A 26,351-nucleotide genomic window follows, 5' to 3' on the forward strand; every position below is an offset into this window, starting at 1 on the left:
CTCGCCCTTTCTTGACAGGCGATGGCGCCGGCGCGTATCACCTCGGCACGCTTGGCACTCTCTGCGATATAGTGCTAACGCGCCATCAAAGACGCCGGCCCCTCCGGCCGAGCTGCCATCTGGAGCAATATTTCCCATGAAGTTCCGTCCCTTGCATGACCGCGTCGTCGTCAAGCGCGTCGACAGTGAGACGAAGACGTCCGGCGGCATCATCATCCCCGACACCGCCGCCGAGAAGCCCCAGCAGGGCGAGGTCGTAGCCGTCGGTCCCGGCAGCCGTGACGAGAGCGGCAAGCTGATCGAGATCGGCCTCAAGAAGGGCGACAAGGTTCTGTTCGGCAAGTGGAGCGGCACCGAGGTCAAGATCGACGGCCAGGACCTGCTCATCATGAAGGAAAGCGACGTGATGGGCGTGCTCGAGAAGTAAGCGAAGACAGCGAGTGAGTAGCGAGCCGCGAATAGTCCGCCGCTCGCAATTCCCTTCGCTCTGCCCGCTGAGCCTCGCAATCCCGACTCGCTGCTCTCTAGTCGCTATTCGCTCGATCCGAGCCCCAAACTCCAAGGAAATCCAATGGCTGCCAAAGAAGTCCGCTTTGCCGCCGATGCCCGTGAGCGTCTGCTCCGCGGCGTCGACACCCTCGCCAATGCGGTGAAGGTCACGCTCGGTCCCAAGGGCCGCAACGTCGTCATCGAGAAGTCGTTCGGCGCCCCGCGCACGACCAAGGACGGCGTGACGGTTGCGAAGGAGATCGAGCTCGAGGACAAGTTCGAGAACATGGGCGCGCAGATGGTGCGCGAGGTTGCCCAGAAGACCAACGATCTTGCCGGCGACGGCACCACGACGGCAACGGTCCTGGCCCAGGCGATCGTGCGCGAGGGCCTCAAGGCCGTCGCCGCCGGCATGAACCCGATGGATCTTCGCCGCGGCATCGACAAGGCCGTCGTTCAGGTCATCGAGGAGATCGCCAAGCGCTCCAAGAAGGTGAAGAACTCGGGCGAGATCGCCCAGGTCGGCACCATCTCGGCCAACGGCGAGAAGGCCATCGGCGAGATGATCGCCGAAGCGATGCAGAAGGTCGGCAACGAGGGCGTCATCACGGTCGAGGAAGCCAAGGGCCTCGAGACCGAGCTGGAAGTCGTCGAGGGCATGCAGTTCGACCGCGGCTATCTCTCGCCCTACTTCGTGACCAATGCCGAGAAGATGATCGCTGAGCTCGAGGATCCCTACATCCTCATCCACGAGAAGAAGCTGTCGAACCTGCAGCAGCTTCTCCCGGTGCTCGAGGCAGTCGTCCAGTCGGGTCGCCCGCTGCTCATTATCGCCGAAGAGGTCGAGGGCGAGGCGCTCGCGACGCTCGTTGTCAACAAGCTGCGCGGCGGCCTCAAGGTTGCCGCCGTCAAGGCCCCCGGCTTCGGTGATCGCCGCAAGGCCATGCTCGAGGACATCGCCGTCCTCACTGGTGGCCAGACGATCTCGGAAGATCTCGGCATCAAGCTCGAGAACGTGACGCTCGACATGCTGGGCCGCGCCAAGCGCGTGTCGATCACCAAGGAAAACACCACGATCGTCGACGGTGCCGGCAAGAAGAAAGACATCGAGGCCCGCGTCAATCAGCTCAAGGCGCAGATCGAGGAAACCACCTCGGACTACGACCGCGAGAAGCTGCAGGAGCGTCTGGCCAAGCTCGCCGGCGGCGTCGCGGTGATCCGCGTCGGCGGTGCGACCGAGGTCGAGGTAAAGGAGCGTAAGGACCGCGTCGACGACGCGCTGAACGCCACTCGGGCCGCGGTCGAGGAAGGCGTGGTGCCCGGCGGCGGCGTGATGCTGCTCAAGGCCGCCAGTGCCATCAACGTCAAAGGCGACAACGCCGACCAGGAAGCCGGCATCGGCATCATCAAGCGCGCCCTGCAGGCGCCCATCCGCCAGATCGCCAGCAACGCTGGCGTGGAAGGCTCGATCGTCGTCGGCAAGATCCTCGACACGAAGGGGCAGTCGTTCGGCTACGACGCGCAGAATGATGAGTACGGTGACATGCTCGAGAAGGGCATCATCGACCCCGCCAAGGTTGTGCGCGTGGCGCTGCAGGACGCGGCGTCCGTCGCCGGCTTGCTGATCACCACCGAGGCGGCGATCGGCGAGGCGCCGAAGAAGGATGGCGGCGACGGCCATTCGCACGGACACGGCGGCATGGGCGGCATGGGCATGTAACGCCGGCCACCCGGCACGAATAGAAGAAGCCGCGCGCAGGAAACTGCGGGCGGCTTTTTCACTTTCAGGCTTGGCGAGTCGGCCATCGATTGTTGCAGCGAAACAATTGCGCGCCCGGAATACCATTCCGTTGGCGCATTGCTGATTGTACTTATTTCCCCTTGGGCTCAACTTGAAGTAGTTGAGCCCAGGGGTGCGTACATGTGTGGATGGGAATCTCCCGACGAGATCGCGCAGTGCGTAGTCGTCGCCAAATACTGGCTCGATACCATAAGGCCCTGGATCGAATTCGGCCTGTCGTTGGCTGGCGTCGGGACGCTCATTGCGTTCGGTATCTTCGTTTGGCTCTTCAAGAACTGCCGTCGAGACATTGACCATCTACAAACCAAGGCCGACGAACTCAGAGAAATAACGCGCCAATCAATCGAGGCAAAGGACGAAGCGGAGACCAAAGCGCGTTTGTTGGAACGCAACCTCGCTTTCGCGATTGAGAGCCGCGCGCCCGCCGACGAACATCTGAGGGGATGTCGCGACGAGATCACAAGCTTAAGTCGGAAAGTTGCGCTCGTCCGCACTGCAAGCCAGGGCGATGCGGCTGAGTTTTGGTCGACCAGTCCTGGTCTGCGAATGGATGACTACGTTAGACGTTTGGGTGACAGCATCCCAGTATGCCTATTCGCCAATCAGAAGGGTGGTGTTGGAAAGACGACCCTAAGTGCCAACCTCGCTGCATGTTACGCCGCTCGAGGGGAGCGAGTACTCGCCATCGATCTCGACTATCAGGGTTCACTTACGAGCTTAATGTTGGCCCAGTCGAGACAGCGCCCTACAGAGTTCCCTTCCGCGGTCGACCTACTGCACAGAGATGAGTTGCCAGAACTTTGGAGCGGAAGCGCAATTGTTGAGGGCAAAGCACATCACAAGCTGGACTACGTCTCCTGTTGGTATTCATTCGAAAAGCTCGAGCGGAACATGGAGTACTCATGGGTACTAGCCGACTCAAAGGACGACATTCGGTATCGCTTAGCGCGGGCCATTCTCTCTGAACATGTCCAGAACACCTACGAACGGGTCATAATTGACGCGCCGCCGAGAATGACTGCAGGATTTCTCAACGGTCTATGCGCCAGTAACTACCTTTTCGTGCCAACTGTCGTCGACCACGTCTCGGCGATAGCGGTCGGGACCTTCGCAAAACAGGTTAGAAGACTGCAGCCGATCAACCCGATCCTCAAGCTTGCAGGTATCGTTGGAACGATGACCTCCGTTGACTATCTGCCCACTGCGGCCGCGCCTGCCGCAGACTCAGCCGAGACAAATGTCCGCAATGCCATGAATTCTAATGAGAATTTCTTTATTCGGGATGCAGTCATGCGACGCACACAGAAAGTCGCCTACTCCACAGAGGAAGGGATCGCATACTTGCAGGAGCCACAGACTCGCCCGATGTTTGAGGCACTGGCCGATGAGGTTGCCCGACGTGCGCCGTTGAAAGGACGCTAAGCCATGAAGGCTAGGGAGTTTGGCGAAACCCTTTCCTCCTTTGCCGACCTCATCGAAGAGGAAGGCTCGGCCGGTCGCGCGACCAACTTGCGTCTCTTCGCTGAGGCTATCGCCACTGCAGGCGAGCTACCTGTCTCCAAGGTCGTCCCAGCCATTCAGAAGCATTGGAAGTCGGTCAAGCGCACCGCGGAGTATCCCTGTGCACTCGCGGGGCAGTTGACACGGATCGGTTCGGTGCTTGCGGCTGCCGGGGCAAAGGCCAACAGTGATTGCTCAGCCGTGCTCAAGCTCCTCGCGGGTGAACAGGTGGAGGGCGCGAAGTCTTTCGCGGCCGACATCAAATCCGCTATCCTCGCTCCCCCGCCTGTCAAGAAACGAAGGGCGCCTCAGGGTCACGACGCGACCGCGATTGAGAAGCTCGCTGACAGGCTCGTGCGCCACCGGCTGGACAACGCGGAGTTCGATGCGACGATCGCCGAGATCGCGGGCGCGAAGCTTAAGAAGCCCGACCTAGTGGCCATAGCTCATCGCTTCTTAGGATCGGATCGGTCATTCAAAACCGCGGCAGATGCCCTGAAGGCGATCAAAAATCGTCAACTTCAGGACGCCCTGCAGGCCAGCCGCGACCGGCGCATCGAGAAGATCGCGGTTTGACTTGCCTACGGCTGGGAGGCCCAGCCGAAGGCACGCAGCTCCGTCGGCATCATCGGGTCCTCTTCCGGCTTGGTCGACGCATCGGCCGCCACCGGCTTGGGGACATATGCCCGGCGCGCGGCAGACTGCGCGGCCTGACGAAGCGAAGGTGCCGTCGGCCTGCGCGTGACGCCCATTGGCGGGACCGTCGCCATGTCCTCGATGACCGGGGCATCGGTCGCCGCGGCCTGCTTCTTGACTGGAACTTCAACCGCCGGCTCGACAGCAGTGAATTCGCCGTCAGCCGGCGCCAGCACCTGGTCGTTGGCTGCGGGCACCTCACTGGCGCCTTGGCCGATCGCCGCGGTCTCGGTCGGAGCTGGCTGCTCGGCGGCTGGCGGGTCGGAGGTAGCGTTGGGGTCGACGGTGAACCGGCGGCTCAGCTCCTCGGCGCGCGACCGGACGGCGGCTGCCTCGCGGCTCACCTGCTCGGCGCGCGAGATCGCCTCGCGCGAGGTATTAAGAACGGAAGTGTCGGGCTTGGCGGCGGCGACAGGCGTCACGGTCGCCGCAGTCGCCTGCGACGTGTCGGCGTCGCTGAAGCGGGCGCGCCAAGCCTCCTGCATATCCGGCAGGCGCGCGACGTCCAGGAAGACTGGGAGTGAAACGGCAGGCGCCGGAGAGAAAGGAGCCGGAGACGGGGTCGGCTCCATTGCGAAGGCAGTCGAAGCGAGGGTCGTTGCGAGCAACGTCCCAAAGAGGCGCGCGCGGTCGTGATTGTTCATACGCTATACCCCCCAGCCGTCACGGCCGGTTACAAGGCGAACGGAGGTTCGCCGACTGATTTACCACACGGGGGACTTTTTCTGTCCCACCCACCCTGAGTTGCCCGCAGGCTTTTTTGCGACCGTTCGAGGTCACCTGCCGAGCCGTCGAAGTCGGCGCGCCCTGAGAGAGCTCTGCCCCGCTCCCGCGCGGATCGTTTTCCGCGACGGCGTCCGCTTCGTCCGAGAAGAAATATTAAAGCGCTCGAAGGCAATAACATGGCGCGCCAGCACCATTGAATGCAGCGGAGAAAACCGCATTCGCATTGCGTTTCGCAGGCGTTGGCTAGATGATCATGGCAGCGGCGAGGCGAGCCGGCAGGCCGCGGGCCGGCATTCCGACAGGCGTAATCCCCCACGCGATAGCGACCGTTGCCTCGGGAGGGGCACGATGGACATCCGACAGCTTCACTATCTTGCCGCGCTCGCTCGCGAAAAACACTTCACGCGCGCAGCGGCCGCCTGCAACGTGACCCAGCCAACCCTATCGGGGCGCATCCGCCAGCTCGAGCTGGAGCTGGAGGTGCCGATCGTCGAGCGCGGCCAGCGCTACCGCGGGCTCACGCCGGAAGGCGAGCGGGTCCTCAAGTGGGCGCATGTCATCCTGAAGGACTGGCAGTCCATGCAGGAGGAGCTGGGACACCTCAAGGATCACGAGAGCGGACTGTCGGGACGCCTCGTTCTCGGCGGCATCCCCTCGGCGCTGCCAATGATCCCGCTGCTCACCAAGAAGATCCGCGCCATCCACCCGGGCATCGACTTCACCGTACTGTCGCAAAGCTCGGAGGAAATCCTGCGCGCTCTCGCCGATTTCTCCATCGACGTCGGAATTACCTACCTCGACAACGAACCAATCGACGGATTGCTGGCCACGCCGCTCTACATCGAGCGATACTGCCTGTTCATCCCCGAGACGCACGCGCTGGCCAACCGAGCGTCGGTCACCTGGCAGGAAGCCGCGGACGAGCCGCTCTGCCTGCTGACCCCCAACATGCAGAACCGGCGGATCATCGACCGCGCCTTCGAAACCGCGAGGTGTCACCCAAATACGCGGCTGGAGACGAACTCCGTCATCAATTTGTGTTCGAATGTACGTTTGATGGGGCTGGCGAGCATCATGCCGCAATATATATTAGACGTGTTGGGGACGATGTCGGGCGTAAAGGCCATTCCGCTCGACGCACCGACAGTTGAGCACAGCGTCGGCCTTGTGGTTGCCGCCCGTGATCCGCTGTCACCGCTTATCGAGGCATTGCGGGAAACGGCGGCCCTGCTGACGCCCGTAAACTTCGACGAACGGGTCGACGCCTAGCTTCCCCGATTGTTGCAATGCAGCATTGGCCAGCTCGATTGACACATCGAGACGGCCGATTTGATCGGATGGTTGCAAGTTGAGAGAAGACAGGCTGCTGGGGCAGAAGCCGTAAAGGCACCACTGAATGTCAAAGTCTACTACAGAAGTCAAGATTGAAGCGCCGGCTGGAGCCGATGTAACCGCGCTCGCCATTTGCGCCGCACATGACAACCGCCCGGATGAGCTGCTCGAAATTTTCCACGACCTGCAGCACGAGCTCGGTTATGTGCCCGAGCAGACGCTCCCCGTGATCGCCAACGCGCTCAATCGCTCGCGCGCCGAAGTCTACGGCGTACTGACCTTTTACCATGAGTTCCGCCGCACGCCGGGCGGGCGCCACAACATCAAGATCTGTCGCGCCGAAGCCTGCCAGGCCATGCACACGCAGAACCTCTGCCGGCATGCGGAGGACAAGCTGAAAGTGAAGTTCGGCGAGACGACCGCCGACGGCCAGTTCAGCCTCGAGGCCGTCTATTGTCTCGGTAACTGCGCACTGTCCCCCGCCATGATGATCGATGGCGATCTCTACGGGTGTGTCGACAAGGAGCGCTTCGACAGCATTATTGCCGACCTCGATCGCGGAGCCGCCGCATGATCAAGGTCTACGTTCCCCGCGATGCCGCCGCCCTTTCGATGGGCGCCGATGCCGTTGCCAAGGCGATCGCCGCCGAAGCCAAGAAGCGCAATTCCAAGATCGAGATCGTCCGCAACGGCTCGCGCGGGATGCTGTGGCTCGAGCCGCTGGTCGAGGTCGAGACGCCGAAGGGCCGCGTCGCCTATGGCCCCGTGAAGCCAGAGGATGTGCCGGGTCTCTTCAAGGCCAACTTCCTCAAGGGCGAGAAGCACAAGCTCGGGCACGGGCTCACCGAGGAAATCCCCTACTTCAAGAACCAGGAGCGCCTGACGTTCGCGCGCTGCGGCATTACCGATCCGCTGTCGATCGAGGACTACCGCGCGCATAGCGGCTTCGAGGGCCTCACCAAGGCGCTGACCATGGCGCCGATCGACATCGTGGGCGAGGTCACCACCTCGGGCCTGCGCGGTCGCGGCGGCGCCGGCTTCCCGACCGGCATCAAGTGGAAGACGGTCCACGATGCCAAGGCAGACCAGAAGTACATCTGCTGTAACGCCGACGAGGGCGACAGCGGCACCTTCGCCGACCGCATGCTTATGGAAGGCGATCCGTATTGTCTCATCGAGGGCATGACGATCGCCGGCATCGCCGTCGGCGCCACCAAGGGCTACATCTACGTCCGTTCTGAATATCCGCACGCGGTCGCCACGCTGCGCGAGGCGATCCGCATCGCTACCGAGGCCAACTGGCTCGGCCGCACGATCCAAGGCTCGCCGCACGACTTCGAGCTGTACGTGCGTATGGGCGCCGGCGCCTACATCTGCGGTGAGGAAACCTCGATGCTGGAAAGCCTCGAGGGCCGCCGCGGCCTGGTGCGCTACAAGCCGCCGCTGCCGGCGATCGAGGGTCTGTTCGGCAAGCCCACCGTCATCAACAACGTGCTGAGCCTCGCCTCGGTGCCCATCATCCTCGACAAGGGTGGCGAGTACTACCGCGACTTCGGCGTCGGCAAATCGCGCGGCACGCTCGCCTTCCAGCTGGCCGGCAACATCAAGCAGGGCGGACTCGTCGAAAAGGCCTTCGGCGTCACCGCGCGCGAGCTTATCGAAGGCTACGGCGGCGGCACGCTGTCGGGACGCCCTCTGCGCGCCGCTCAGTTCGGCGGTCCGCTCGGCGCCTACCTGCCGAACGGCAAGCTCGACACGCCGATGGACTACGAAGCGTTCGTGAAGGTCGACGCGATGGTCGGCCACGGCGGCATCGTCGTGTTCGACGATACGGTCGACATGGCGCACATGGCGCGGTTCGCCATGGAGTTCTGCGTGATTGAGTCTTGCGGAAAGTGCACGCCCTGCCGCATCGGCTCGGTGCGTGGCGTCGAGACCATGGATCGCATTATGGCCGGTATCGAACGCGAGAAGAACATCGAGATCCTCGAAGATCTCTGCAATACGATGACGGATGGATCCTTGTGCGCCATGGGCGGGTTAACCCCCATGCCCGTAATGAGCGCACTGCGTCATTTCCCTGAAGATTTCAATCGCCCGGTGCGTGCCGAGGCGGCCGAATGAACAAGATGCGAGGCAACGCCATGACGAGCGAGACCCAGCCACTTACGCTCATCAAGGAGAAGGATTTCGGCACGAAATCGGTGCACGCCGTCAATAACAAGACGGTGACGCTGGAGATCGACGGCCGCGAGGTGACGGTGGCCGAAGGCACGTCGATCATGCGTGCCGCGGCCGACCTCGGCATCATGGTGCCGAAGCTGTGCGCCACCGACAGCCTCGACGCGTTTGGCTCGTGTCGCCTGTGTCTCGTCGAGATCGAAGGGCGCCGCGGCACGCCCGCCTCGTGCACCACACCGGTCGCTCCCGGCATCAAGGTGACGACGCAGAACGATCGTCTCGCCCGCATCCGCAAGGGCGTGATGGAGCTCTACATTTCGGACCACCCGCTGGACTGCCTCACCTGTGCCGCCAACGGCGACTGCGAGCTGCAGGACATGGCCGGCGCGGTCGGCCTGCGCGAGGTGCGCTACGGCTACGACGGCGAGAACCATGTGTTCGCCCGCACGAATGGCGAAGCCAACCCGCTGTGGCAGGCGAAAGACACGTCGAACCCCTACTTCCAGTTCGAGCCGTCGAAGTGCATCGTCTGCTCGCGCTGCGTCCGCGCTTGCGAGGAAGTGCAGGGCACGTTTGCTCTGACCATCGACGGCCGCGGGTTCGCCTCGCACGTCTCCGCCGGTCAGGACGACGACTTCCTGCAGTCCGAGTGCGTGTCGTGCGGCGCCTGCGTGCAGGCCTGTCCCACCGCGACGCTGATCGAGAAGTCGGTCGTCGAGCACGGCCAGCCCGAGCACAGCGTCGTCACCACTTGCGCCTACTGCGGCGTCGGCTGCTCGTTCAAGGCCGAGATGCAGGGTGAGCGCGTGGTCCGCATGATGCCCTACAAGGATGGCGGCGCGAACGAGGGCCACTCGTGCGTCAAGGGCCGCTTCGCCTTCGGTTACGCCACGCACAAAGACCGCGTTATGAATCCGATGATTCGCGAGAAGATCACCGATCCGTGGCGTGAAGTTTCGTGGGACGAGGCGATCCAGTACGCCGCCGATAGGTTCAAGGCGGTGCAGGCGAAGTACGGCAAGGGTTCGATCGGCGGCATTACCTCCTCGCGCACTACCAACGAGGAAGTCTACGTCGTGCAGCGCATGATCCGCGCCGCCTTCGGCAACAACAACGTCGACACTTGCGCCCGCGTTTGCCACTCGCCCACCGGCTACGGGCTGAAGCAGACGTTCGGCGAGTCGGCCGGCACGCAGGACTTCAAGAGCGTCGATCTTTCCGACGTCATCATGGTCATCGGCGCCAACCCGACCGACGCCCACCCGGTGTTCGCGTCGCGCATGAAGAAGCGCCTGCGTGAAGGGGCGAAGCTGATCGTCGTCGATCCGCGCCGCATCGACATCGTGAAGAGCCCACACGTCAGCTCGGACTACCATCTGCAGCTGCAGCCCTCGACCAACGTCGCCGTGCTCAACGCCATGAGCCACGTCGTCGTCACCGAGCACCTTGTCGACCGCAGCTTCGTCGCTGCCCGTTGCGACAAGGACGCCTTCGCCCGCTGGGAGAAGTTCATCGCCAATCCGAAGCACTCGCCCGAGGCGCTCGAAGCTGTAACCGGCGTGCCGGCCGAAGAGATTCGCGGCGCCGCCCGCCTCTTTGCTACCGGCGGCAACGCCGCCATCTACTACGGCCTCGGTGTCACCGAGCACAGCCAGGGCTCCACCACGGTCATGGCCATCGCCAACCTCGCCATGGCGACCGGCAACATCGGTCGCGAGGGCGTGGGCGTGAACCCGCTGCGCGGTCAGAACAACGTGCAGGGCTCGTGCGACATGGGTTCGTTCCCGCACGAGTACCCCGGCTACCGTCACGTCTCCGACGAGGCGACGCGCCGCCTGTTCGAGAAGGAATGGAAGGTCAAGCTCGACCCCGAGCCGGGCCTGCGCATCCCGAACATGTTCGACGAGGCTTCGGCCGGCACCTTCAAGGGCCTGTTCGTGCAGGGCGAGGACATCGCCCAGTCGGATCCCAACACCAGCCACGTCGAGCACGCGCTCGAGTCGCTCGAGTGCCTGATCGTGCAGGACCTGTTCCTCAACGAGACGGCCGCCTTTGCGCACGTCTTCTTCCCGGGCACATCGTTCCTGGAGAAGGATGGCACCTTCACCAATGCTGAGCGCCGCGTGAACCGCGTGCGGCCGGTGATGCGCGAGAAGCAGGGTATGGCCGAGTGGGAGATTGTCTGCCGCCTCGCCACCGCAATGGGCTATCCGATGATGTACACGTCGGCGGCGGCGATCATGGACGAGATCGCCCACATGACGCCGACGTTCAAGAACATCTCCTTCAAGATGCTCGACGAGCGCGGCAGCGTCCAGTGGCCGTGCAACGACGACGCGCCGGAAGGTACCCCGGTCATGCACATCGACGAATTCACGCGCGGCAAGGGCCGGTTCATGCTCACCGAGTTCGTACCGACACCAGAGCGCTCCAACTCGCGCTTCCCGCTCATCCTCACCACCGGCCGCATCCTCAGCCAGTACAATGTCGGCGCCCAGACCAGGCGGACGGAGAACGTCGTGTTCCACGACGAGGACATCCTCGAGATGCATGCGAGCGACGCCGAGGTGCGGGGCATCAAGGACGGCTCGCTGACCTCGGTCACGAGCCGCGCCGGCGGTACGACGCTGCGCGTCAAGATCACCGACCGCGTGCCGCCTGGCGTCGTCCACACCACGTTCCACTTCCCGATCAGCGGCGCCAACGTGATCACCACCGAGAACTCGGACTGGGCGACCAACTGCCCCGAGTACAAGGTGACGGCGGTGCAGGTAACACCTTCCAACCGTCCGTCCGAGTGGCAGGACGAGTGGGAGGAGCGCGAGCGCGAGAACAAGCGCATCGAGAAGGACAAGCCGCTTATTGCTGCGGAGTAACGGCGGGCGCGCGAGCGTCACGCGTGTGTGAGGTATCGCGCGCCATGATCTACCGATGAGCGCCACTGCCAAGATCGCCGAGACGGAGCTAGCCGAAGCGCGGGATGCAAGTCCCGCGCTTTGCTCCGTTCCGGCCGATGGCGTCAGCATCGACTCGGCCGGCAAGGAGACGCCCGTCACCTGGCAGCTCCCCGAGGAAGTTCCCGTCGCGCTGCTCATCAACAGCGAGCCCTACACGGTCATGATGGCGACACCGGCCAACCTCACCGATTTCGGTCGGGGCTTCGTGCTCGCCGAGGGGGTCCTCCAAAACCGCAGCGACATTCTCGGCATCATCGCCATGCCGGTGGAGAACGGCTGGGCAATCGACGTCGCCGTCGACGAGGAGGCGCTCGCCGAAGCGCGCATGCCGCGCCGCACCATTGAGGGCCGTTCGGGCTGCGGTCTGTGCGGCGTCGAAAGGATCGACGACGTCGTCCGCGTGACCGAGCCAGTGGCGCACACGGTCCGCCCCGCGCCCGAGGCGATGCTCAAGGCAGCGCGCGAGCTGCCGAAACGGCAAATCATGAACCGCTTCAATCGCACCGTGCACGGCGCTGCCTGGGCGACGCTCGGCGGCGAGATCGTGCACGTGCGCGAGGACGTCGGCCGCCACAACGCGCTCGACAAGCTGATCGGCGTGCTTGCGGATACCGGTACCGACCTCGCCACCGGTTTCGTCGTCATGACCAGCCGCTGCAGCTTCGAGCTGGTGCAGAAGTCGGTCACTTTCGGCATCGGCGCCCTCGTCACTGTCTCGGCGCCGACGGCGCTGGCGCTCGATATCGCCCGCAAGGCGCGCCTGTTCGTCGCCTCGCTCGCTGGCGACGGCGTGGTCGTCCTCAATTCCTGAAACAAAGCCGGAAAGCACTGACCGCATGGAAAACCGCGACATGATCCGCATGGCCAACCAGATCGCGGCCTATTTCGAAGCCTATCCGCGCGCCGAAGCGTTGACCGGCATTGCCGGCCACATCAGGAATGCCTGGACTCCGCGCATGCGCCAGCAGCTCGACGAATACATCGCTGGCGGCGCCGAGGACCTCTCGCCGCTGGTGACTGCGGCCATCGCCCCCAAGGCGAAGGCGAAGTCCTGAGCCGTCACACTGCAAAGCAGCAAAGTCGACCGCAGCGCGAAAGCCTTGATTAGCCAAGGCTACCGCTCCCGGTGAGCCCGCTTGCGGGCGCCTATGTGCGGGAATATCCTTCACCTAACCGCGTGCTGCCGGCATCGCTTGCCGCGGCTAAGGCGCAGCCCGCGAATGTGGCAGGAGAGACAGCCATGGGCATCGCACTGACGCTGCAAGAATACCTCGACGATCATCACGTCCCGTACGACGTCATGCTCCACAAGCGCACGCACTGCGCGTTCGACACCGCGCGCGCCACGCACGTACCGGGAGAGCGCATCGCCAAGGGGGTGGTGCTCACGCGCGAGGGCGGCTTCGTCATCGCCGTCGTGCCGGCGACGGCGCGCGTGCGCCTCGACGTCATCGAACGTGCGCTGCACTGCCGCGTGAACCTCGCCACCGAGGAGGAGATCAGCGAGCTCTTCCCGGATTGCGATCTGGGCGCCGTGCCCCCCGTGCCCGAGGCCTACGCCGTCGACGCCTTCGTCGACGAGAGCTTCGACACGCAGCCCGACATCTACCTGGAAGGCGGCGACCACCGCAGCCTGGTGCACATGTCGGGTGAGGCGTTCCGCACGATCATGCAGGATGTGCGCCGGGCGCGCATCGCCGCGTAGGCGGTGATAGGCTGACAGCCGCTAGATGCTCGCCGTCTTTTCGAGATGCGCGGCAACGAGCGGGTAGATGTCGCGCGCCGCGTTCTTGCCGAAGATGCAGTCGATGTGACCGTAGCCCGGGATCACATGCCGCTCGTAGAGCTGCCGGCCGTTGACCTGGGCGAGGCGCTCCAGCGTGCGCGCCGTGCTTTCCGGCTTGAAGCACGCGTTATCGGCGCCGTGCACGAACAGGATCGGCAGCGCCATCCGGTCGAGGTGCGGCAGGTAGACATCCTTGCCGTCCGCATCGAGCAGCCGCTTACGGCGCGCGAACAGCGCCAGCTGCGTGAAGGCCTCGATGTTGGCCTCGCCAAACATCTCCGCCAGGCCCGACGTGATCGTCGCGTTGTTGAGCTGCTCGAGGTTGTAGAGCCGTCCGTAGAGTGCGGTGATCCGGTTGCTCGTGGCCTCCTGCGTGCGCTCGGAGCGCGGCACCGGCACGATGGCCTGCAGTGCCTTGTCGAGAATCCACTCGCGCCACGGGTCGGCGTTGGTGGCGCGCGCGTTGACCACGTCGATGCCCAGCATCTCGAACAGCTGCGGAGCGCGCATAAACGCGAGCATGCGCTGCGGAAAGGACGGCACCACGTAGTCGGTCGAGATCTGCGAGATGACCGCCGAGCGCACGCCCTCGAGTCCGGCGAGCAGCGACATGGTGAATGTGGTGGCGCCAAAGCAATGCGCGATCACCTGCACGGTCGACGAGCGCGTGACGGCGCGTACTTTGGCGAACGCCGCCGGATAGTCCTGCACGGCGACGTCGTCGGCGTTCCACAGCTCGCGCGCGTACGGAAGGTCGACGCTGGCGCGATAGTCGAGCAGCCAGCAGTCGTAGCCCTCCGCAACCATGTACTCGAGCATGTTGGTGTCGATGGTATCGATCGCGAAGATCAGGCTCGATACCCCTAGCCCGTGCGTTAAGATGAGCGGTCCCTTGTTGCCGCCGCGGTAGCGCGTCAGCTTGAGGATCTTGCTGTCGTTGGTGCGCACGAGGTGAACCTCGGGCTCCGGTACGCGCAGCGAGCGCTTCTTGCGCGGGTTGTAGACGTCATAGCGCCCGCTTCTGGCCAGCACGCCGCCGTAGGTGTCGAACAGCTCGCGGCTGAAGAAGGTGCCGAATTTGCCGACGGCGCGAATGCGATCGGCGGCATCGCGCCCTCCGGTGCCGCGCAGGGTCTGCATCTGCACGTAGAAATCGGACGGTGCGATCTCCAGGAGGCCGCGCGCGATATGGCCGAGCTGTCCCTGAGCGCCCTTGCCGATGTCGACGTTGAGACGCGTCGTATCACGCCACAGGTCGAGCGTCGCGTCGGAACGCACGACCTTATGGCCGTTGAAATAGTATTCCGAGCCGTCGCGCGCGCCGAGCGAGAAGCGGTAGTCGAAGCGCTTGGTCTCCACCGTGTGCTCGTCGACGCGCATCAGATTGAACTGGCCATCGAAGATGTCGAGCGGATCGGGCGACAGCGCCGGGCACTCCACGGTTCCGACGATGCGTCCTGCGTGTTGGGCGTTGGAGACGAACTGGTCGACGTCGTCGACGATCACCGTCACGGTAAAGCTGCAGGCGTGCCCTTCCTCCTTGCCGCGCCGCGCCGCCGTCTCATAGGGCAGCGTGATCGACGGCGAGATGAAGCCCGCCATGCGCTCGGTGAACTCGACGCCGGCCGGTCGAATGGTCTCTCTCCCGTGCGGCGAGGCGATCAGCATCGGCGAGTCGAAGCGTTGCTCCTCGGAGAACTGCCAGCCGCGATCGGCGGCAAGGTGGATCATCGCCCGCTCGGCGAGGGCGCTGATCGTCAGGAGCGGGTTGACGCCCAGCGGCCGCGGAACGACCGAGCCGTCGCACACGTAGAGTCCGCTGAGGACAGAACCCTCGGCCGCGTCGGGACGCGCGTCGAACACCTGGCACTTGTGATTGACAACGCCGCTCTTGGCATCGCGGCCCATCACGCAGCCGCCGAGCGGGTGCACGGTGATGAGGTTGTTGCCGAGGATCGTCTCTGTGAGTGGGTTGCGCGTGTAGTTGCCGCCCGTCGCCTGCGTCGCCTTGCGCAGGTTGCGATCGACCTTCTCGAAGATCGACTGCTTGGCCACCTTCGGCCAGACGACCCTGACCTTGCCCTTCTCGTCGAGCTCGATGCGGCCGTTGCCGTCGTCGTGGCTCATGACAAGATAGGTCTGCGTGCGGTTGAGTGCGCCCTGGTAGGCGCCGAACAGCAGGCTCTGCCGGCGACGTGCCCGCTCGGCGATGAGGTCGATGACACCGCGGTCTGTATCGTCGCCGAACTTGTCGGCGCCGACGGTGAACAATGCCGGCAGGATCGGCGCCAGCGACGAGGGGATCGAGCCCTCCTCGATCACCATGCCGTCTTCGAGCTTGTCGGTGCCGCGCAGATCGATGAGGCCCGTGATGCACGGCCCGACGGGGCCGGTGTCGGCCACGGGCGGTTCGCCCACGCCGATGCCGTTGACCGGGACGTCGTTGTTGAAGGCGAAGGCGAGCACGTCGCCGTTGCCGGTGAACCGCTCGCCCACCATGTCGGAAACCGGCACGCCCTCGGCGCGCGAGCGCAGCAGGATCTCGGTCGAGCCGAACGTCCCGGCGGCGAGCACGACCACGTCGGCAGTGACCGACTGGTCGGCCGCGGCGAATTTCTCGCGCTCGTGGCCCAGCGGCTCGAAGAACACGCGCCAGCGGCCGCGCTCCTGCCGCACGTGCGTCACGCGCATCTCGGTGAAGATGTCGGCGCCGTGGTGGAAGGCGTCGGCGAGGTACGTCACCTGCACAGTGTTCTTGGAGCCGACGTTGCAGCCGGAGCAGCAGTCGCCGCACATCGTGCAGGCGGGCTGCTCGACACCCGCGTAGTTCACCTGCTTCTCGAAGGTGACATTGATCGGCGGCCGCACCACGTCCGTGCGCAGGGCGTTGCCGCTGACGCCCAGCGCGTTGAGCTTATCGAGCGCCGGGCCCTGATAGGGCACCGGGCGCAGCACCTCCATGGCGCGCGTAAAACCTTCCTGACGCATCTGGTCCTGAGCGATCTCCGGGGGCCAGACGGGATCCTCCCACACGCGCGGATCGGGCGGCAGCGAGACGTTGGCGTTGATCAGCGAGCCGCCGCCGAGACCACAGCCGATGAAGGCATGGATGTCCTTGCCGAGGCGCAGATCGTAAAGCCCGGTGGGGGGCCCGGAGACGCGGGTGCCGTCGCGCGACACCTGGAACTGCTCCTGCGCCTCGATCATGCGGTCGGGGAAGTCGCCGATGGCGAACTCCTGCCCGCGCTCGAGAACGGCCACTCTCTTGCCGGCGCGCGACATGCGCGAGGCGGCGACGCCGCCGCCATAGCCGGAGCCGACCACGACGACGTCGTAGCGCAGCTTCAGATCGGCGACCGACTTCGACAAGCGGCGCATGTCACTCTCCCTCCACCGGCGCGGGGGTGCGCCGGCGCCAGCGCGCGAACCAGGCGAGGTTCCGCTCCCTGGCCTTTTCAGGCTGCTGCGCGGGCGCGGCACTTACCGCCTGCACCGGCGCTGCGTCCTCGCGCATGTGCCAACCCCGATCGCGCGCGAGCAGGATCATGGCACGCTCGGCGAGCGCGGTGATGGTCAAGAGTGGGTGGATGCCTAACGGACACGGGATCACTGCACCGTCGCACACATACAGACCCTCGTGCACGGCATCGGGCGCGGCACCCCGACTTGCATCGAAAAGCTGCCCCTTATGGTTGACGACGCCGTTGGCGCGCGACTCGCCCATGGTGCAGCCACCGAGCGGATGCACGGTCATCAGGTTGCCGCCCAGCACCTGCTCCGACACGGGATTGCGCATGTAGGTGCCACCGGTCGCGTGGCTCGCCGTCTTGAGCATCTCCTCGATGCGCTGGAAGACGCGCTGCTGCGGGCCGTTCATCCACACCAGCTCCAAGCGATCATTGTCGTCGAGGCGCATCAGCCCGTTGCCGGCATCGTGGCCGATCGCCAGAAATGTCTGCGTGTTGTGCACGGCGCCCTGGTAGGCGCCCTTGATGAGGCTGTCGGTCGTGCGCTCCATCTCGTCGAGCTTGTCGCCGAGACTGCGCTCCTCCTGCTCACCGAACACGGCGGCGCCCGGCGCAAGCAGCGCCGGCAGCGCCGAAGCGAACGCGCTCGGCAGCGCGCACTCGCACATGGCGAGGCCATCGCGCACGTCCTTGGTGTGGCGCAGATCGATGAGGGCATTGACCGCCTGGCCGACGGGAGGCACCTGGGCCTTCGGCGGATTGCCGACCCCGATGCCGTTCACCGGCACGTCGTTGTTGTAGGCGAGCGCGATGGCGTCGCCGTTCGAGGTGAAGCGGCTGCCAAGCCAATCGGAGAGGGCCAGGGTCCCCTCCGACTGCGAGCGCAGGAGAATCTCCGTCGAGCCGAGCGTGCCGGCGCCGAGCACAACGATATCTGCGGTCACGAAAAACTTATGCCCGCGTGGCGTGTCGGCGTCGGTCGGCATCGCCCAGACGCGCCAGCCGTGCTGCTCGTCCTTCGACAGCGACAACACGCGCACGCCGGTGAACACCTCGGCGCCAAATGCCTTGGCGTCGGCAATGTAGGTGCAGGCGACTGTCGTCTTGGCGCCGATGTTGCAGCCGCCGCAGCAGTCGCCGCATTCGGTGCACGCCGCCTGCTCGACGCCCGCCGCATTGGGGCCGTCCTCGTAGGTGACGTGCACGGGGATTGGCGTCAGCGGCCGTTCGAAGGCCGAGGCGGCGATGCGCAGCGCCTTGACCTTCTCGTAGGAAGCCATGTTGGGCGAGACCTCGGGGCGCAGCATGTGGCGAGCGCGCACGAAGCCTTCCGCCAGCAGGCGGTCGCGGCGCACGTCGGCCGGCCACGCGGTGTCGTCGAACACGCGCGAATCCGGCAGCAGGCAGACGTTGGCGTTGATGAGCGAAGTGCCACCCAGGCCGCAGGCCATCAGTACGTTGATGTCCTTGCCGGAGCGGATATCGAACAGTGCGGTGGACGAGCCCACGCGCCCGTGCGCACCGGTCATCTGAGTCTCGGCGGCGGCCGCCGCCATGCCCTCGGGGAAGTCGCCGGGGAGAAATTCGCGGCCCCGCTCCAGCACCGCGACCTTCTTGCCGCAACGGGCGAGACGCGAGGCGGCGACTCCGGCGCCATAGCCCGAGCCCACCACGATCACGTCGTAGTGGGCCTTGAGCTTCGATGCGGGCATCGACAGCCGCGCCTGCATACGCCTTACATCTCCCCCAGGTCCCGCGACGCGAACGTACGGGCCGTCCCTTCTTTTCATTCTCAGACGACCGCCGCCGTCGGTTGCTGCGGCTCGCGACGCTTCAAATCGCCCACTCGGATCTCGATCGGCCCCTCGATGAGGGCCGGGCGCAACGGCCGTGCCGGAACGATTGCCGGACCCGTCGCATCGCCGAAGCCACGGTCCTTGGACTTGCGCCACGCCCAGCGCCGCGGTGTACGCCGCAGACCGATCGGGTAGATGGTCAGCTTGTTGGGCTCGACCTTCATGCGCAGGAAGTTCTTGAAGTCGGGGATGCCCATCGACGCGAACGCCTGATCGCAGTGCAGCCCCATCAGGCAGCTGATGGTGAGATAGGCGCCCCACACGAAGCCGGCGCCGATGCCGCCGAGGAAGATCATCGTGACGGGGAAGATGACGATGGTACGCAGCAGCTCGCGGACGTCGGGCGAGGATTTGAGCTCGAGGTTCTGCAACATCTCGCGGGCTTGCGGCCACACCGTATCGACGAGCCAGAACGAAAAATAGGAGACTGCGTAGTAGAGCGCGATCATCATCGCGATGTGGGCCATCCAGTGGAGCGTGCCCAGCACCACCCGCGCCTTGTTGCCCCAAGCTCCGTCAGCGTAGCCGTAGAGCACGGCCCATAGGATGAGGCACCATATGCCGAGGATGACGTTGGTTGCCGCCGCCAGGGGCGCCAGCATGAAGATGCCCGGCCACCAGTGGAAATTCGGATCCTGGATCAGCGTCAGCCCGACCGCGGTGCCGTTCACCGGCGTCGTCGCGAACATCCAGATCATCACCCAGTAGATGACGCCTAGCGCGACGGCGAAGCCGTAGTTGCGGAACGGGAAGCCGAGCGTCGACAGGCTGAGGCGGCGGCTCTTGGCGCGCGTCGGCCAGCACGAGGGCTCGTTGGTCGGTTTGCCGTCCTCGATCTTGCAGCGCAGGTTGAGGTTCAGCTTCTTGCCGCCCCACGCCACCCGGCGCTCGTCCTGCAGGTAGTGCGTCGGCGAGAAGTAGGCGCCGCCGCCACCGGCCGTGAAGAAGCTGGCACCGGTCTCCTTGGAGAAGTAGCGGCTGTAGTGATGCAGGTCGCCGGCAACGACGGCTGCGATGCGCGCGCCGGCGTCCGTGGCGATTTTGGTGATGGTCGATAGGTTGTCCTCGCCCTGCAGCTTCTCGTCCTTGTCGTAGTTCCAGCTCGGTTCTGCAGTGCACAGGATGAGCTTGGGCGCTTCGGTCGGATGCTGCTTCATCGCCTCGGCCACCCCCTCGAAGTAGAGGATCTGGCCGGCGTCGAGATACTGGGCGAGCTGAATGTCGGCGCCCCAGATCCACCAGTTGTGCGGCAGACGGATCGCGAAGTAGCTGCGGTGCTGCGGGCACAGCCAGCCGCCGATGCGGTTCTCCGCGGCGTGTCCGAAGCGCGCCTTGCAGAACATGTGATCGAAGGACGAGAGCCCGTCGTACCAGTCGTGGTTGCCCGGCAGCACGAACAGGAGACGTCGCCAGCTGCCGTCGGGCGCCGGCGGCAGCGCCGTCGTGTAAGGCATGGCGAAACGTTCGCGGTACTCGGTGCGCGTCGGGAACGGGTAGACTTGATCGCCGCCCATGATCAGCAGTTTGGCGGCCGGCAACGAGCCGACGCCGTCGAGCGTGATCTGCGGCTGGCTGACCAGCGAGGCCATGGCGAAAGTGGAATCGAAGCCGTCGCCGAGGTCGGCGATGTAGTCCACCCACACAGTGTTGCCATCACCCAGGGCGCGCAGGTCGGAATAGTTATAGCGGCCGACGACCGTCTTCATGATCTCCGGCGCGAAGCCGTCGATCGTCGCCTGCATGATGCGCTGGTCGGCGTACTGGCCAAACAACTCGGATACGATCGAGCGCCAGCCGGTGCTGACAAGATGAGCGGGGCTGTACCAGCGCACCATCTTGGGAAGCGCCTTGATATCGATCTCCCCCGACCCGTCGGCCATGCCGAACTCCCCCACGCATACGTTCTTATCGAGCCGAGCCCCCCGGCCCGCTCTACTTGGAACGAGTCTAGGGTGGCTACTGAGAGGAGTCCAGAATGGCGGCGGCGGCGTGGCGGCGAGTGTTGCCGCTCGAACGCACATCTACCCCCACTCGCTCTGCACAAAGACTATCCGTCGGGCGATTGCCGCCCCGGTGTGGCGGCCGCGGCATTGCCGGTTGCTGGACGCCGACTTACGCCTGGAGGCGGGAGCGTAGTGGTGTGCGTAGGAGAACGACCATGAAGGGGAAAGCTGCGGCGATCGCATTGTGTCTGGCCGCTGGCGGGCTGCTCGTCCCGGCCACTGGGTTCGTCACGTCCGCCGAGGCCGGCCGGTGCGTGACAAAGCGCGGAAAAGGCTGGGCCTGGACGCAGGACATGGCCAAATTCCAGGCCTGGGAGATCGTCGCCCAGCTCAGCGGCAATTGGCCGATCCAGACCGATACGTTCCGCAACGAGCGCTACAAGTGCAAGAAGGACGGCGACGGCTACACGTGCCTGTCGTGGATCGACGTCTGCAAGTCCTGAGCCCGTAACTTAAGCTGCGGGACCCCGGCTGCGCGTGCCCTCTGCGCGCGCGGTCGCGACCCTCATTCGGCGGCAGATTTTGCACGCGTCGGGATTAACGTTAAACCCAAACGCGCCGCTGCGAGCGGCTGACGGGCAACAACACGAGTATGAAGATTCCTCGACATAATTCGCTCATCCCCACATGCTCCGTTGCGATTGGCCACTTAGGGCCAAGCGTAGGAGGTGCGTCGTGTTCGGCCGCGGAACTAACAATGATCAGAAACCACCGACCCCGCCTGGCGCGTCGCCGAGCCCCATGACTCCGCCCCGCGATTTCGCATCCGCATCGTCGCCGATGATGACGCCGTCGAAGCCGGCCTCCGTGATCGGCTCCGACCTCGCGATCGTCGGCCAGAGGATAACGCTCGTCTGCCAGAGCGCGCTCGTTATCGCCGGAGAGGTGTCGGGCGACATCCATGGCGACGACGTCACCGTCGGCGAGACCGGCAAGGTCACCGGCACGGTGAGCGCGCGCAATCTCTCCGTCCACGGCGAGGTCAACGGGCAGCTGCGCGGCGAGACGGTGGCGCTCTACGCTACGGCGCGCATCACCGGCGACATCATTCAGAAAAATCTCGTCATCGCCGAGGGCGCCCAGTTCGACGGCCGCGTGCGCAGCGCGAAGGACCAGAGCGACTGGCAGCCGGTGCTCGATGCCAACGCGCACCGCGATCCGAACGCGTAGCTTCTATCAGGCGGAGTTCTTGTCGAGACCGGTGATGCGGTCGAGCAGCCGTGCCTTGCGCGTGCGCTTGATCTCGGGCTGACCGGCGGCGGCATTTGCATCTGTCGCGTCAGACGCGTGCTCCACCCGGGTCTCGGCCGGAAGCGCCGCCGCATCGAGCGCCTTGAGGAAGCCGCTTCGACGCTGCTCGGCAGCCGGAGCCGCCTCGGGATTCTCCGGCGCAGCTTCGCCTTCGCCGCCGCGGCGCACGAGACGCGCAACCCGCGGGTCGTTGATGCGCTCGGCGAGCGGTCGCTTGGCGTCGGCCTCCGGGGCCCCGCGCCGCGCCGGGCCGGAGGCCGGCACCGTGCCCGAACCGAGGCGACGCATCTCTTCCATGAAGTAGGCAGCCTGCCGGGCCAGCTTCTCGTTGCCGGCGGCTAACTCGGCGCGCAGCGCCTGGATCGTGCCGTTCTGCTCGTCGGTGAGCGCCTGCAGCGCGGAGAGCCGCGCCTTCATTGCGATTTTGCTTTCCTTGACGCCACGATCGTCGTGGTCGGCGGCTTCATAGGTGCCGAGCGCCGCCTTGAGACGAGAGAGCTCGGCCGCCTGGTCCTGGTTCACCGACTTCAAGCGGCGGATCTCGGCGAGCGTCTGTGCGTCGGGGCCTTCCGCTCCACTGTCGGCGCTCGTGAGCGGCGGTGGCGTTTCGGAGAAGGCGAGCTTGCGGCCAACGACCTTGGGCGGGCGCATGGAGTCACCCGAGCCGTTGGAGGCCGAAGCGTCTACTGCTTCCGCCGCCGGACCGGCACGCGCCACCAGCGATTGCAGACGGGCGATGAGCGCCGTCTGGTCGCGCGTCTTGGCACGCAGCGCTTCTATCTCGGTGCGCAGCGCCACCTCGCCGTCGTAGCGAGGATCGCCGAAGCCTTCGCGGTTGCGCGATGCGCGCGTGTTCAGCGCCGCCTTGAGGCGGTGCACTTCGTCGGTCTGCTGTGTGTTGATCTGCGTCGCTTCCTCGAGGGCGCGCGCTTGCTTCTCGCTGGACTGCGTCAGCGCCACGATCTCGCGGTCGCGCTGGAAGAGCAGCTTGCGCGCCTCGGCGAGCCGGTGCTCCACCTTCGGCAGGCGGTCCATGATTGTCTGCTCGAGCACGCGGCGGGCGTTCTCGTGCTCCTCCAGCGACGTGCGCTGGCCGGCGAGCTCGCCCTCCAGTTCGCTGATCGTGGCGTCGCGGCGATTGAGCTCGACCATCTGCCGGGCGGAGGCCTCTGCCGCCTCCTCGACCTTGGTCTCAAGCTTGTGAATGCGGATGGCGAATTCGGCGCGCAGCCGGTCCTTGTCGGCGCGGATTTCCGCCTCGGTGAGCGGCATCGACCGCTTCAACTTGTCGGTGGTGAGGCGCGCGACGCGGCCGCGATACAGCGGCGAGATGAACAGCGCCAAGAGCGCCGCCGTGAGGAAGCCCAACGCCGCCAGCATGACCATCTCGATCGTGATCACGCCCGCGTCCCCAACTTCGCACAGCTAGACAATGCGCACACCTCGCCTCCCGCTTGGCCAAGCCTCCGGGTGCAGATTATCTGACTGGCAAGTTGCGTGCGCAATGCTTTCATTCCGCGCGTCTCCACCCGTAGCTTCCCTGCGAAGTCGCGCGGCGACTCAAAATGGATTCCACGTTGGGGAGCGGGTATACTTCAAATAACCAACGTTAGCACCTAGCCGTAAACCAATACCCGAGCGGATTGGGGCGAGCGTGACGTTGCCGTGCGTCTGGTACTGGATTCCGACACCGCCGACGAGATAGGCCGAGCCCTGGACGCCGGCGTAGCGCTCATAAATCTGCGAGGGATCCTGCAGATTGTAGACGAGCACCATGGTTTTCGAGCCCTCGCCGCCGAAGTCATAGCCGATGGACGGACCCTGCCAGAAAACCCTATGGGCGCCGGCATCCTTGGTATAGAGCGTGCCTTCACCATAACGCAGGCCGGCGACAAAGGCTCCGCCTCCATCGGTGCCGAGGATGTAGCCGTTGGGGCGCCCGGATTTGCGGAAGGCGTATTCGACGACGCTCGCGAGGCCTTTGCTGACCGAGCCGAAGAAGCGGCCGCCGGCATCAATGATCTCGTTCTGCGAATAACCGTCGTCCCGTGGCGGCGGGCCGCCGCGCTCGTCGTAGGGCTCGCCCGGCGGACGATATGGCTCGCCATAGCCCGGCTCCGCCGCGGCGCGGTCGCCATCGTAGCGGCGGTAGTTGTCGCCCTCATTATAGGCGCCACCTGGGCGATATGGAGCCTGGCTTGGCGGGGGTGCCTCGTTGGGGGGTGGAGAATAGGAATCGTTGGCTGGCGGCACGTAGGCATCGTCGCCCGTTCGGCCTCCGGAATAGGGTCCGTAGGTACTCTCCTGCGCGAACGCCGACGGCGCGACCAGCGCGGTCACGACAGCAAGGGAAGTTGCGAGGGCAAGGGAGAGGGCGGAGCGCCGTCCGCCACTAAGCAGCGCCATGGTCTTGTCCATTCGGTTGCGCCCGGGAGCCCGCGTCTGATGCGGGGTGCCTCCTTGGGGGTTCCATCGGCGCAAACTATTACGAAAGTGTGGCCGTACGGGCTAATGCACTGTGGCCTTATTGCGGCAGTTGCCGCGGCCTAGGTCGATAGCAACGGCTCGCGCCCCCAGGCAATGAAATGGGGATTGGCGAACCCCCCGTCACGCTTGCCGTAGAGCAGCGGCTGCCCATCGAGCGTGGTGACGCATCCGCCCGCCGCCGCGAGGATCGCGTGCCCTGCCGCGGTATCCCACTCGCTCGTTTGTCCGAGCCGCGCATAGAGATCGGCCTCGCCCCGGGCGATGAGGCAGAACTTCAAGGAAGAGCTCGCCTTGCGCTTCTCCGCGATCGGCAGCCGCTCCAGGAACTCGTCCGTGCTCTGCGAAGCGTGCGAGCGGCTGGCGAACGCCACGAGTGCCTCGCGGTCGGGCTCCCGGGTGGCGAGCCGGGTTAGCTTGGCCGAGGTCAATGTTTCTGCGGTGTCGTCGGGTGTGATTTCAGCCTCCACGGACTCCCTCGTGCCCACGGTTGCGTAAAGCTCGTTGAGTGCCGGCGCGTAGATAATGCCGAACACGGGCCGCTGGGCCACGACCAGGCCAATGTTGACCGTGAACTCGGGGCTGCCCTTGATGAAGGCGCGCGTACCATCCAGCGGATCGACGAGAAAGAACGCGTCCTCGGTGGCCGGGATGAGGCCCGCCGCTACCGCTTCCTCGGCGATCACCGGAACACCCGGCATGGCGCGGTGCAGCGCCGTCGTCAGCACTTCCTCGGCCTCGTGGTCGGCAACGGTGACGGGCGTGGTGTCGGCCTTCGTCGAAACCTCGACGCCGGATTTGAAGTGACGCATCTCGATGCGACCGGCGGCTAGAACGGCGGGAAGCAACGCCTCGACCAGGCCGCGGTAATCCTCTAGCTTCATTGATCGCTCGTACCCTGATTCGCTTGCCCGGCTGTGCGCCGGCCGGCGGCGGCTCGGGTCGCGCAGCATCTCCTTCGCAGACGCGAGATGCAGAGTATAGAGGCAAACCTTTGCATGCTGGTTGCGGCGCGTGTAACAGAAGGCATGAACACTGCGCAAGGCGGCCCTAGTTCGCTCGCATGAGCATCCCAAGTACGACGGGATCGTTGGCCGCTCCGGCGTTCGGATCTGCGACATCAACTAGGGGGCATCGATGGGCCAGCGCGCCAATCCGACCGACCTTGAACTCGCTGCACTCATCTCAAGTAAGATTTGTCACGACGTGATCGGCCCCGTGGGCGCCATCTACAACGGTCTCGAGATCCTCGATGAGGACGACGACCAGGAGGCGAAGAACTACGCCCTCGACGTCATCCGCAACGTGACCGAGCAGGCCTCGGCGCGCCTGCAGTTCTGCCGCTTCGCCTTCGGCGCCGCCGGCTCGGCAGGGGCCATGATCGATCTCGGCACCGCCGAACAGATCTCCCGCGGCTTCATCGGCAAGGGAAAGCACAACCTCATCTGGAAGGCAGTGCCGGGGCACATGCCCAAGGACAAGGCCAAGCTGCTCTTGAACATGGTGGCGAGCGCGGTCACGGCACTCCCGCGCGGCGGCGACATCGAGGTGCAGATGGCCGGCACGCTGGAGAACCCGAGCTTCCTTGTTCGCTGTCGCGGCACCAACGCTCGCGCGCCCCTGCATCTCGCCGAGTTCATCGCCGGGGAGCACGCCCCGCCGCTCGATGCGATGACCATTCAGGCCTATTACACGTGGCGGCTGGCCGCGACGGCGGGCATGCGGCTCGCGGTGCTCCAGGACGGCGCCGACATCTTGCTCTCTGCCAAGCCGGCCTGATTGCAGCTCGGCGACGATCAAAAGCAAAACGCCCGCGCTTGAA

Annotated in this window: 21 protein-coding genes; 14 read left to right on the plus strand and 7 right to left on the minus strand. The window is 65.1% G+C overall.

The window, feature by feature from the left end; genetic code table 11:
• Nucleotides 1–136: 136 nt before the first annotated feature.
• From GIW81_RS06315 to GIW81_RS06330, 4 genes are all read left to right on the plus strand, one after another.
• A complete protein-coding gene (locus tag GIW81_RS06315; protein WP_154738439.1) occupies nt 137–427 on the plus strand; it encodes a co-chaperone GroES in 291 nt (96 codons plus the stop codon).
• A gap of 144 nt (nt 428–571) precedes the next feature.
• The gene (gene groL, locus GIW81_RS06320) at nt 572–2,209 is read left to right on the plus strand and encodes a chaperonin GroEL (protein ID WP_154738440.1); all 1,638 of its coding nucleotides are present in this window, start codon (nt 572–574) and stop codon (nt 2,207–2,209) included.
• 201 nt (nt 2,210–2,410) lie between these two features.
• Nucleotides 2,411–3,712 (plus strand): ParA family protein, encoded by a 1,302-nt coding sequence (locus tag GIW81_RS06325; protein ID WP_154738441.1) that lies wholly within the window; start codon nt 2,411–2,413, stop codon nt 3,710–3,712.
• Nucleotides 3,713–3,715: 3 nt separating this feature from the next.
• Nucleotides 3,716–4,366 (plus strand): hypothetical protein, encoded by a 651-nt coding sequence (locus GIW81_RS06330; protein WP_154738442.1) that lies wholly within the window; start codon nt 3,716–3,718, stop codon nt 4,364–4,366.
• 5 nt (nt 4,367–4,371) lie between these two features.
• Here the strand turns inward: GIW81_RS06330 and GIW81_RS06335 are convergent, their stop codons facing one another.
• Nucleotides 4,372–5,130, minus strand: a complete 759-nt coding sequence (locus GIW81_RS06335; RefSeq protein WP_154738443.1) for a hypothetical protein — start codon at nt 5,128–5,130, stop codon at nt 4,372–4,374.
• 430 nt (nt 5,131–5,560) lie between these two features.
• Between GIW81_RS06335 and GIW81_RS06340 the strand changes: the two genes are divergently transcribed.
• From GIW81_RS06340 to GIW81_RS06370, 7 genes are all read left to right on the plus strand, one after another.
• Nucleotides 5,561–6,481, plus strand: a complete 921-nt coding sequence (locus GIW81_RS06340; RefSeq protein ID WP_154738444.1) for a LysR family transcriptional regulator — start codon at nt 5,561–5,563, stop codon at nt 6,479–6,481.
• A 127-nt stretch (nt 6,482–6,608) separates the two neighbouring features.
• A complete protein-coding gene (locus tag GIW81_RS06345; protein WP_154738445.1) occupies nt 6,609–7,118 on the plus strand; it encodes a formate dehydrogenase subunit gamma in 510 nt (169 codons plus the stop codon).
• Nucleotides 7,115–8,668 (plus strand): formate dehydrogenase beta subunit, encoded by a 1,554-nt coding sequence (locus tag GIW81_RS06350; RefSeq protein ID WP_154738446.1) that lies wholly within the window; start codon nt 7,115–7,117, stop codon nt 8,666–8,668. Before GIW81_RS06345 ends, GIW81_RS06350 begins: the two co-directional genes overlap by 4 nt.
• Before the next feature lie 5 nt (nt 8,669–8,673).
• The gene (gene fdhF / locus GIW81_RS06355) at nt 8,674–11,601 is read left to right on the plus strand and encodes a formate dehydrogenase subunit alpha (protein WP_229309215.1); all 2,928 of its coding nucleotides are present in this window, start codon (nt 8,674–8,676) and stop codon (nt 11,599–11,601) included.
• A 55-nt stretch (nt 11,602–11,656) separates the two neighbouring features.
• Complete coding sequence (gene fdhD, locus GIW81_RS06360) at nt 11,657–12,493, plus strand: formate dehydrogenase accessory sulfurtransferase FdhD (RefSeq protein ID WP_154738447.1); 837 nt, start codon at nt 11,657–11,659, stop codon at nt 12,491–12,493.
• A 25-nt stretch (nt 12,494–12,518) separates the two neighbouring features.
• Entirely contained in the window at nt 12,519–12,737 is a 219-nt protein-coding gene (locus tag GIW81_RS06365) for a formate dehydrogenase subunit delta (RefSeq protein WP_154738448.1), read from the plus strand.
• A gap of 185 nt (nt 12,738–12,922) precedes the next feature.
• A complete protein-coding gene (locus GIW81_RS06370) occupies nt 12,923–13,387 on the plus strand; it encodes an aminoacyl-tRNA deacylase (protein WP_154738449.1) in 465 nt (154 codons plus the stop codon).
• Between the two features lie 21 nt (nt 13,388–13,408).
• Here GIW81_RS06370 and GIW81_RS06375 read toward each other — a convergent pair whose 3' ends face one another.
• The 3 genes from GIW81_RS06375 to GIW81_RS06385 all read right to left on the minus strand — a co-directional run bounded on the left by GIW81_RS06375 (nt 13,409) and on the right by GIW81_RS06385 (nt 20,671).
• On the minus strand, nt 13,409–16,846 hold the full coding sequence (locus GIW81_RS06375; protein ID WP_154738450.1) for an alpha/beta fold hydrolase: 3,438 nt from the start codon (nt 16,844–16,846) through the stop codon (nt 13,409–13,411).
• Nucleotide 16,847: 1 nt separating this feature from the next.
• Nucleotides 16,848–18,665 (minus strand): GMC oxidoreductase, encoded by a 1,818-nt coding sequence (locus GIW81_RS06380; protein WP_195930417.1) that lies wholly within the window; start codon nt 18,663–18,665, stop codon nt 16,848–16,850.
• Nucleotides 18,666–18,727: 62 nt separating this feature from the next.
• Complete coding sequence (locus GIW81_RS06385) at nt 18,728–20,671, minus strand: hypothetical protein (RefSeq protein ID WP_154738452.1); 1,944 nt, start codon at nt 20,669–20,671, stop codon at nt 18,728–18,730.
• A gap of 278 nt (nt 20,672–20,949) precedes the next feature.
• Here GIW81_RS06385 and GIW81_RS06390 point away from each other — a divergent pair, with 278 nt between their 5' ends.
• Together GIW81_RS06390 and GIW81_RS06395 are read left to right on the plus strand one after the other, a co-directional pair.
• Complete coding sequence (locus GIW81_RS06390) at nt 20,950–21,237, plus strand: hypothetical protein (protein WP_154738453.1); 288 nt, start codon at nt 20,950–20,952, stop codon at nt 21,235–21,237.
• 298 nt (nt 21,238–21,535) lie between these two features.
• A complete protein-coding gene (locus GIW81_RS06395; protein ID WP_195930419.1) occupies nt 21,536–21,964 on the plus strand; it encodes a bactofilin family protein in 429 nt (142 codons plus the stop codon).
• A gap of 6 nt (nt 21,965–21,970) precedes the next feature.
• On the opposite strand, the gene GIW81_RS06400 is transcribed toward GIW81_RS06395, so the two are convergent.
• The 3 genes from GIW81_RS06400 to cysQ form a co-directional block, all read right to left on the minus strand.
• Nucleotides 21,971–23,446, minus strand: coding sequence for a coiled-coil domain-containing protein (locus GIW81_RS06400; RefSeq protein WP_154738455.1), 1,476 nt, complete (start codon nt 23,444–23,446; stop codon nt 21,971–21,973).
• A gap of 159 nt (nt 23,447–23,605) precedes the next feature.
• Nucleotides 23,606–24,463, minus strand: a complete 858-nt coding sequence (locus GIW81_RS06405; protein ID WP_229309092.1) for a DUF1134 domain-containing protein — start codon at nt 24,461–24,463, stop codon at nt 23,606–23,608.
• Between the two features lie 128 nt (nt 24,464–24,591).
• The gene (gene cysQ, locus GIW81_RS06410) at nt 24,592–25,413 is read right to left on the minus strand and encodes a 3'(2'),5'-bisphosphate nucleotidase CysQ (protein ID WP_154738456.1); all 822 of its coding nucleotides are present in this window, start codon (nt 25,411–25,413) and stop codon (nt 24,592–24,594) included.
• 253 nt (nt 25,414–25,666) lie between these two features.
• On the opposite strand from cysQ, the gene chpT reads away from it, so the two are divergent.
• Complete coding sequence (gene chpT, locus GIW81_RS06415) at nt 25,667–26,308, plus strand: histidine phosphotransferase ChpT (RefSeq protein ID WP_154738457.1); 642 nt, start codon at nt 25,667–25,669, stop codon at nt 26,306–26,308.
• The last annotated feature ends 43 nt before the right edge of the window (nt 26,309–26,351 follow it).

It is taken from the genome of Hyphomicrobium album (assembly GCF_009708035.1).
GTDB classification, from domain to species: domain Bacteria; phylum Pseudomonadota; class Alphaproteobacteria; order Rhizobiales; family Hyphomicrobiaceae; genus Hyphomicrobium_A; species Hyphomicrobium_A album.

Coding starts and splice junctions, on each gene's coding strand:
- GIW81_RS06315 (WP_154738439.1), top strand. CDS start 137: ATGAAGTTCCGTCCCTTGCATGACCGCGTCGTCGTCAAGCGCGTCGAC.
- groL (WP_154738440.1), top strand. CDS start 572: ATGGCTGCCAAAGAAGTCCGCTTTGCCGCCGATGCCCGTGAGCGTCTG.
- GIW81_RS06325 (WP_154738441.1), top strand. CDS start 2,411: ATGTGTGGATGGGAATCTCCCGACGAGATCGCGCAGTGCGTAGTCGTC.
- GIW81_RS06330 (WP_154738442.1), top strand. CDS start 3,716: ATGAAGGCTAGGGAGTTTGGCGAAACCCTTTCCTCCTTTGCCGACCTC.
- GIW81_RS06335 (WP_154738443.1), bottom strand. CDS start 5,130: ATGAACAATCACGACCGCGCGCGCCTCTTTGGGACGTTGCTCGCAACG.
- GIW81_RS06340 (WP_154738444.1), top strand. CDS start 5,561: ATGGACATCCGACAGCTTCACTATCTTGCCGCGCTCGCTCGCGAAAAA.
- GIW81_RS06345 (WP_154738445.1), top strand. CDS start 6,609: ATGTCAAAGTCTACTACAGAAGTCAAGATTGAAGCGCCGGCTGGAGCC.
- GIW81_RS06350 (WP_154738446.1), top strand. CDS start 7,115: ATGATCAAGGTCTACGTTCCCCGCGATGCCGCCGCCCTTTCGATGGGC.
- fdhF (WP_229309215.1), top strand. CDS start 8,674: ATGCGAGGCAACGCCATGACGAGCGAGACCCAGCCACTTACGCTCATC.
- fdhD (WP_154738447.1), top strand. CDS start 11,657: ATGAGCGCCACTGCCAAGATCGCCGAGACGGAGCTAGCCGAAGCGCGG.
- GIW81_RS06365 (WP_154738448.1), top strand. CDS start 12,519: ATGGAAAACCGCGACATGATCCGCATGGCCAACCAGATCGCGGCCTAT.
- GIW81_RS06370 (WP_154738449.1), top strand. CDS start 12,923: ATGGGCATCGCACTGACGCTGCAAGAATACCTCGACGATCATCACGTC.
- GIW81_RS06375 (WP_154738450.1), bottom strand. CDS start 16,846: ATGCGCCGCTTGTCGAAGTCGGTCGCCGATCTGAAGCTGCGCTACGAC.
- GIW81_RS06380 (WP_195930417.1), bottom strand. CDS start 18,665: ATGCAGGCGCGGCTGTCGATGCCCGCATCGAAGCTCAAGGCCCACTAC.
- GIW81_RS06385 (WP_154738452.1), bottom strand. CDS start 20,671: ATGGCCGACGGGTCGGGGGAGATCGATATCAAGGCGCTTCCCAAGATG.
- GIW81_RS06390 (WP_154738453.1), top strand. CDS start 20,950: ATGAAGGGGAAAGCTGCGGCGATCGCATTGTGTCTGGCCGCTGGCGGG.
- GIW81_RS06395 (WP_195930419.1), top strand. CDS start 21,536: ATGACTCCGCCCCGCGATTTCGCATCCGCATCGTCGCCGATGATGACG.
- GIW81_RS06405 (WP_229309092.1), bottom strand. CDS start 24,463: ATGGACAAGACCATGGCGCTGCTTAGTGGCGGACGGCGCTCCGCCCTC.
- cysQ (WP_154738456.1), bottom strand. CDS start 25,413: ATGAAGCTAGAGGATTACCGCGGCCTGGTCGAGGCGTTGCTTCCCGCC.
- chpT (WP_154738457.1), top strand. CDS start 25,667: ATGGGCCAGCGCGCCAATCCGACCGACCTTGAACTCGCTGCACTCATC.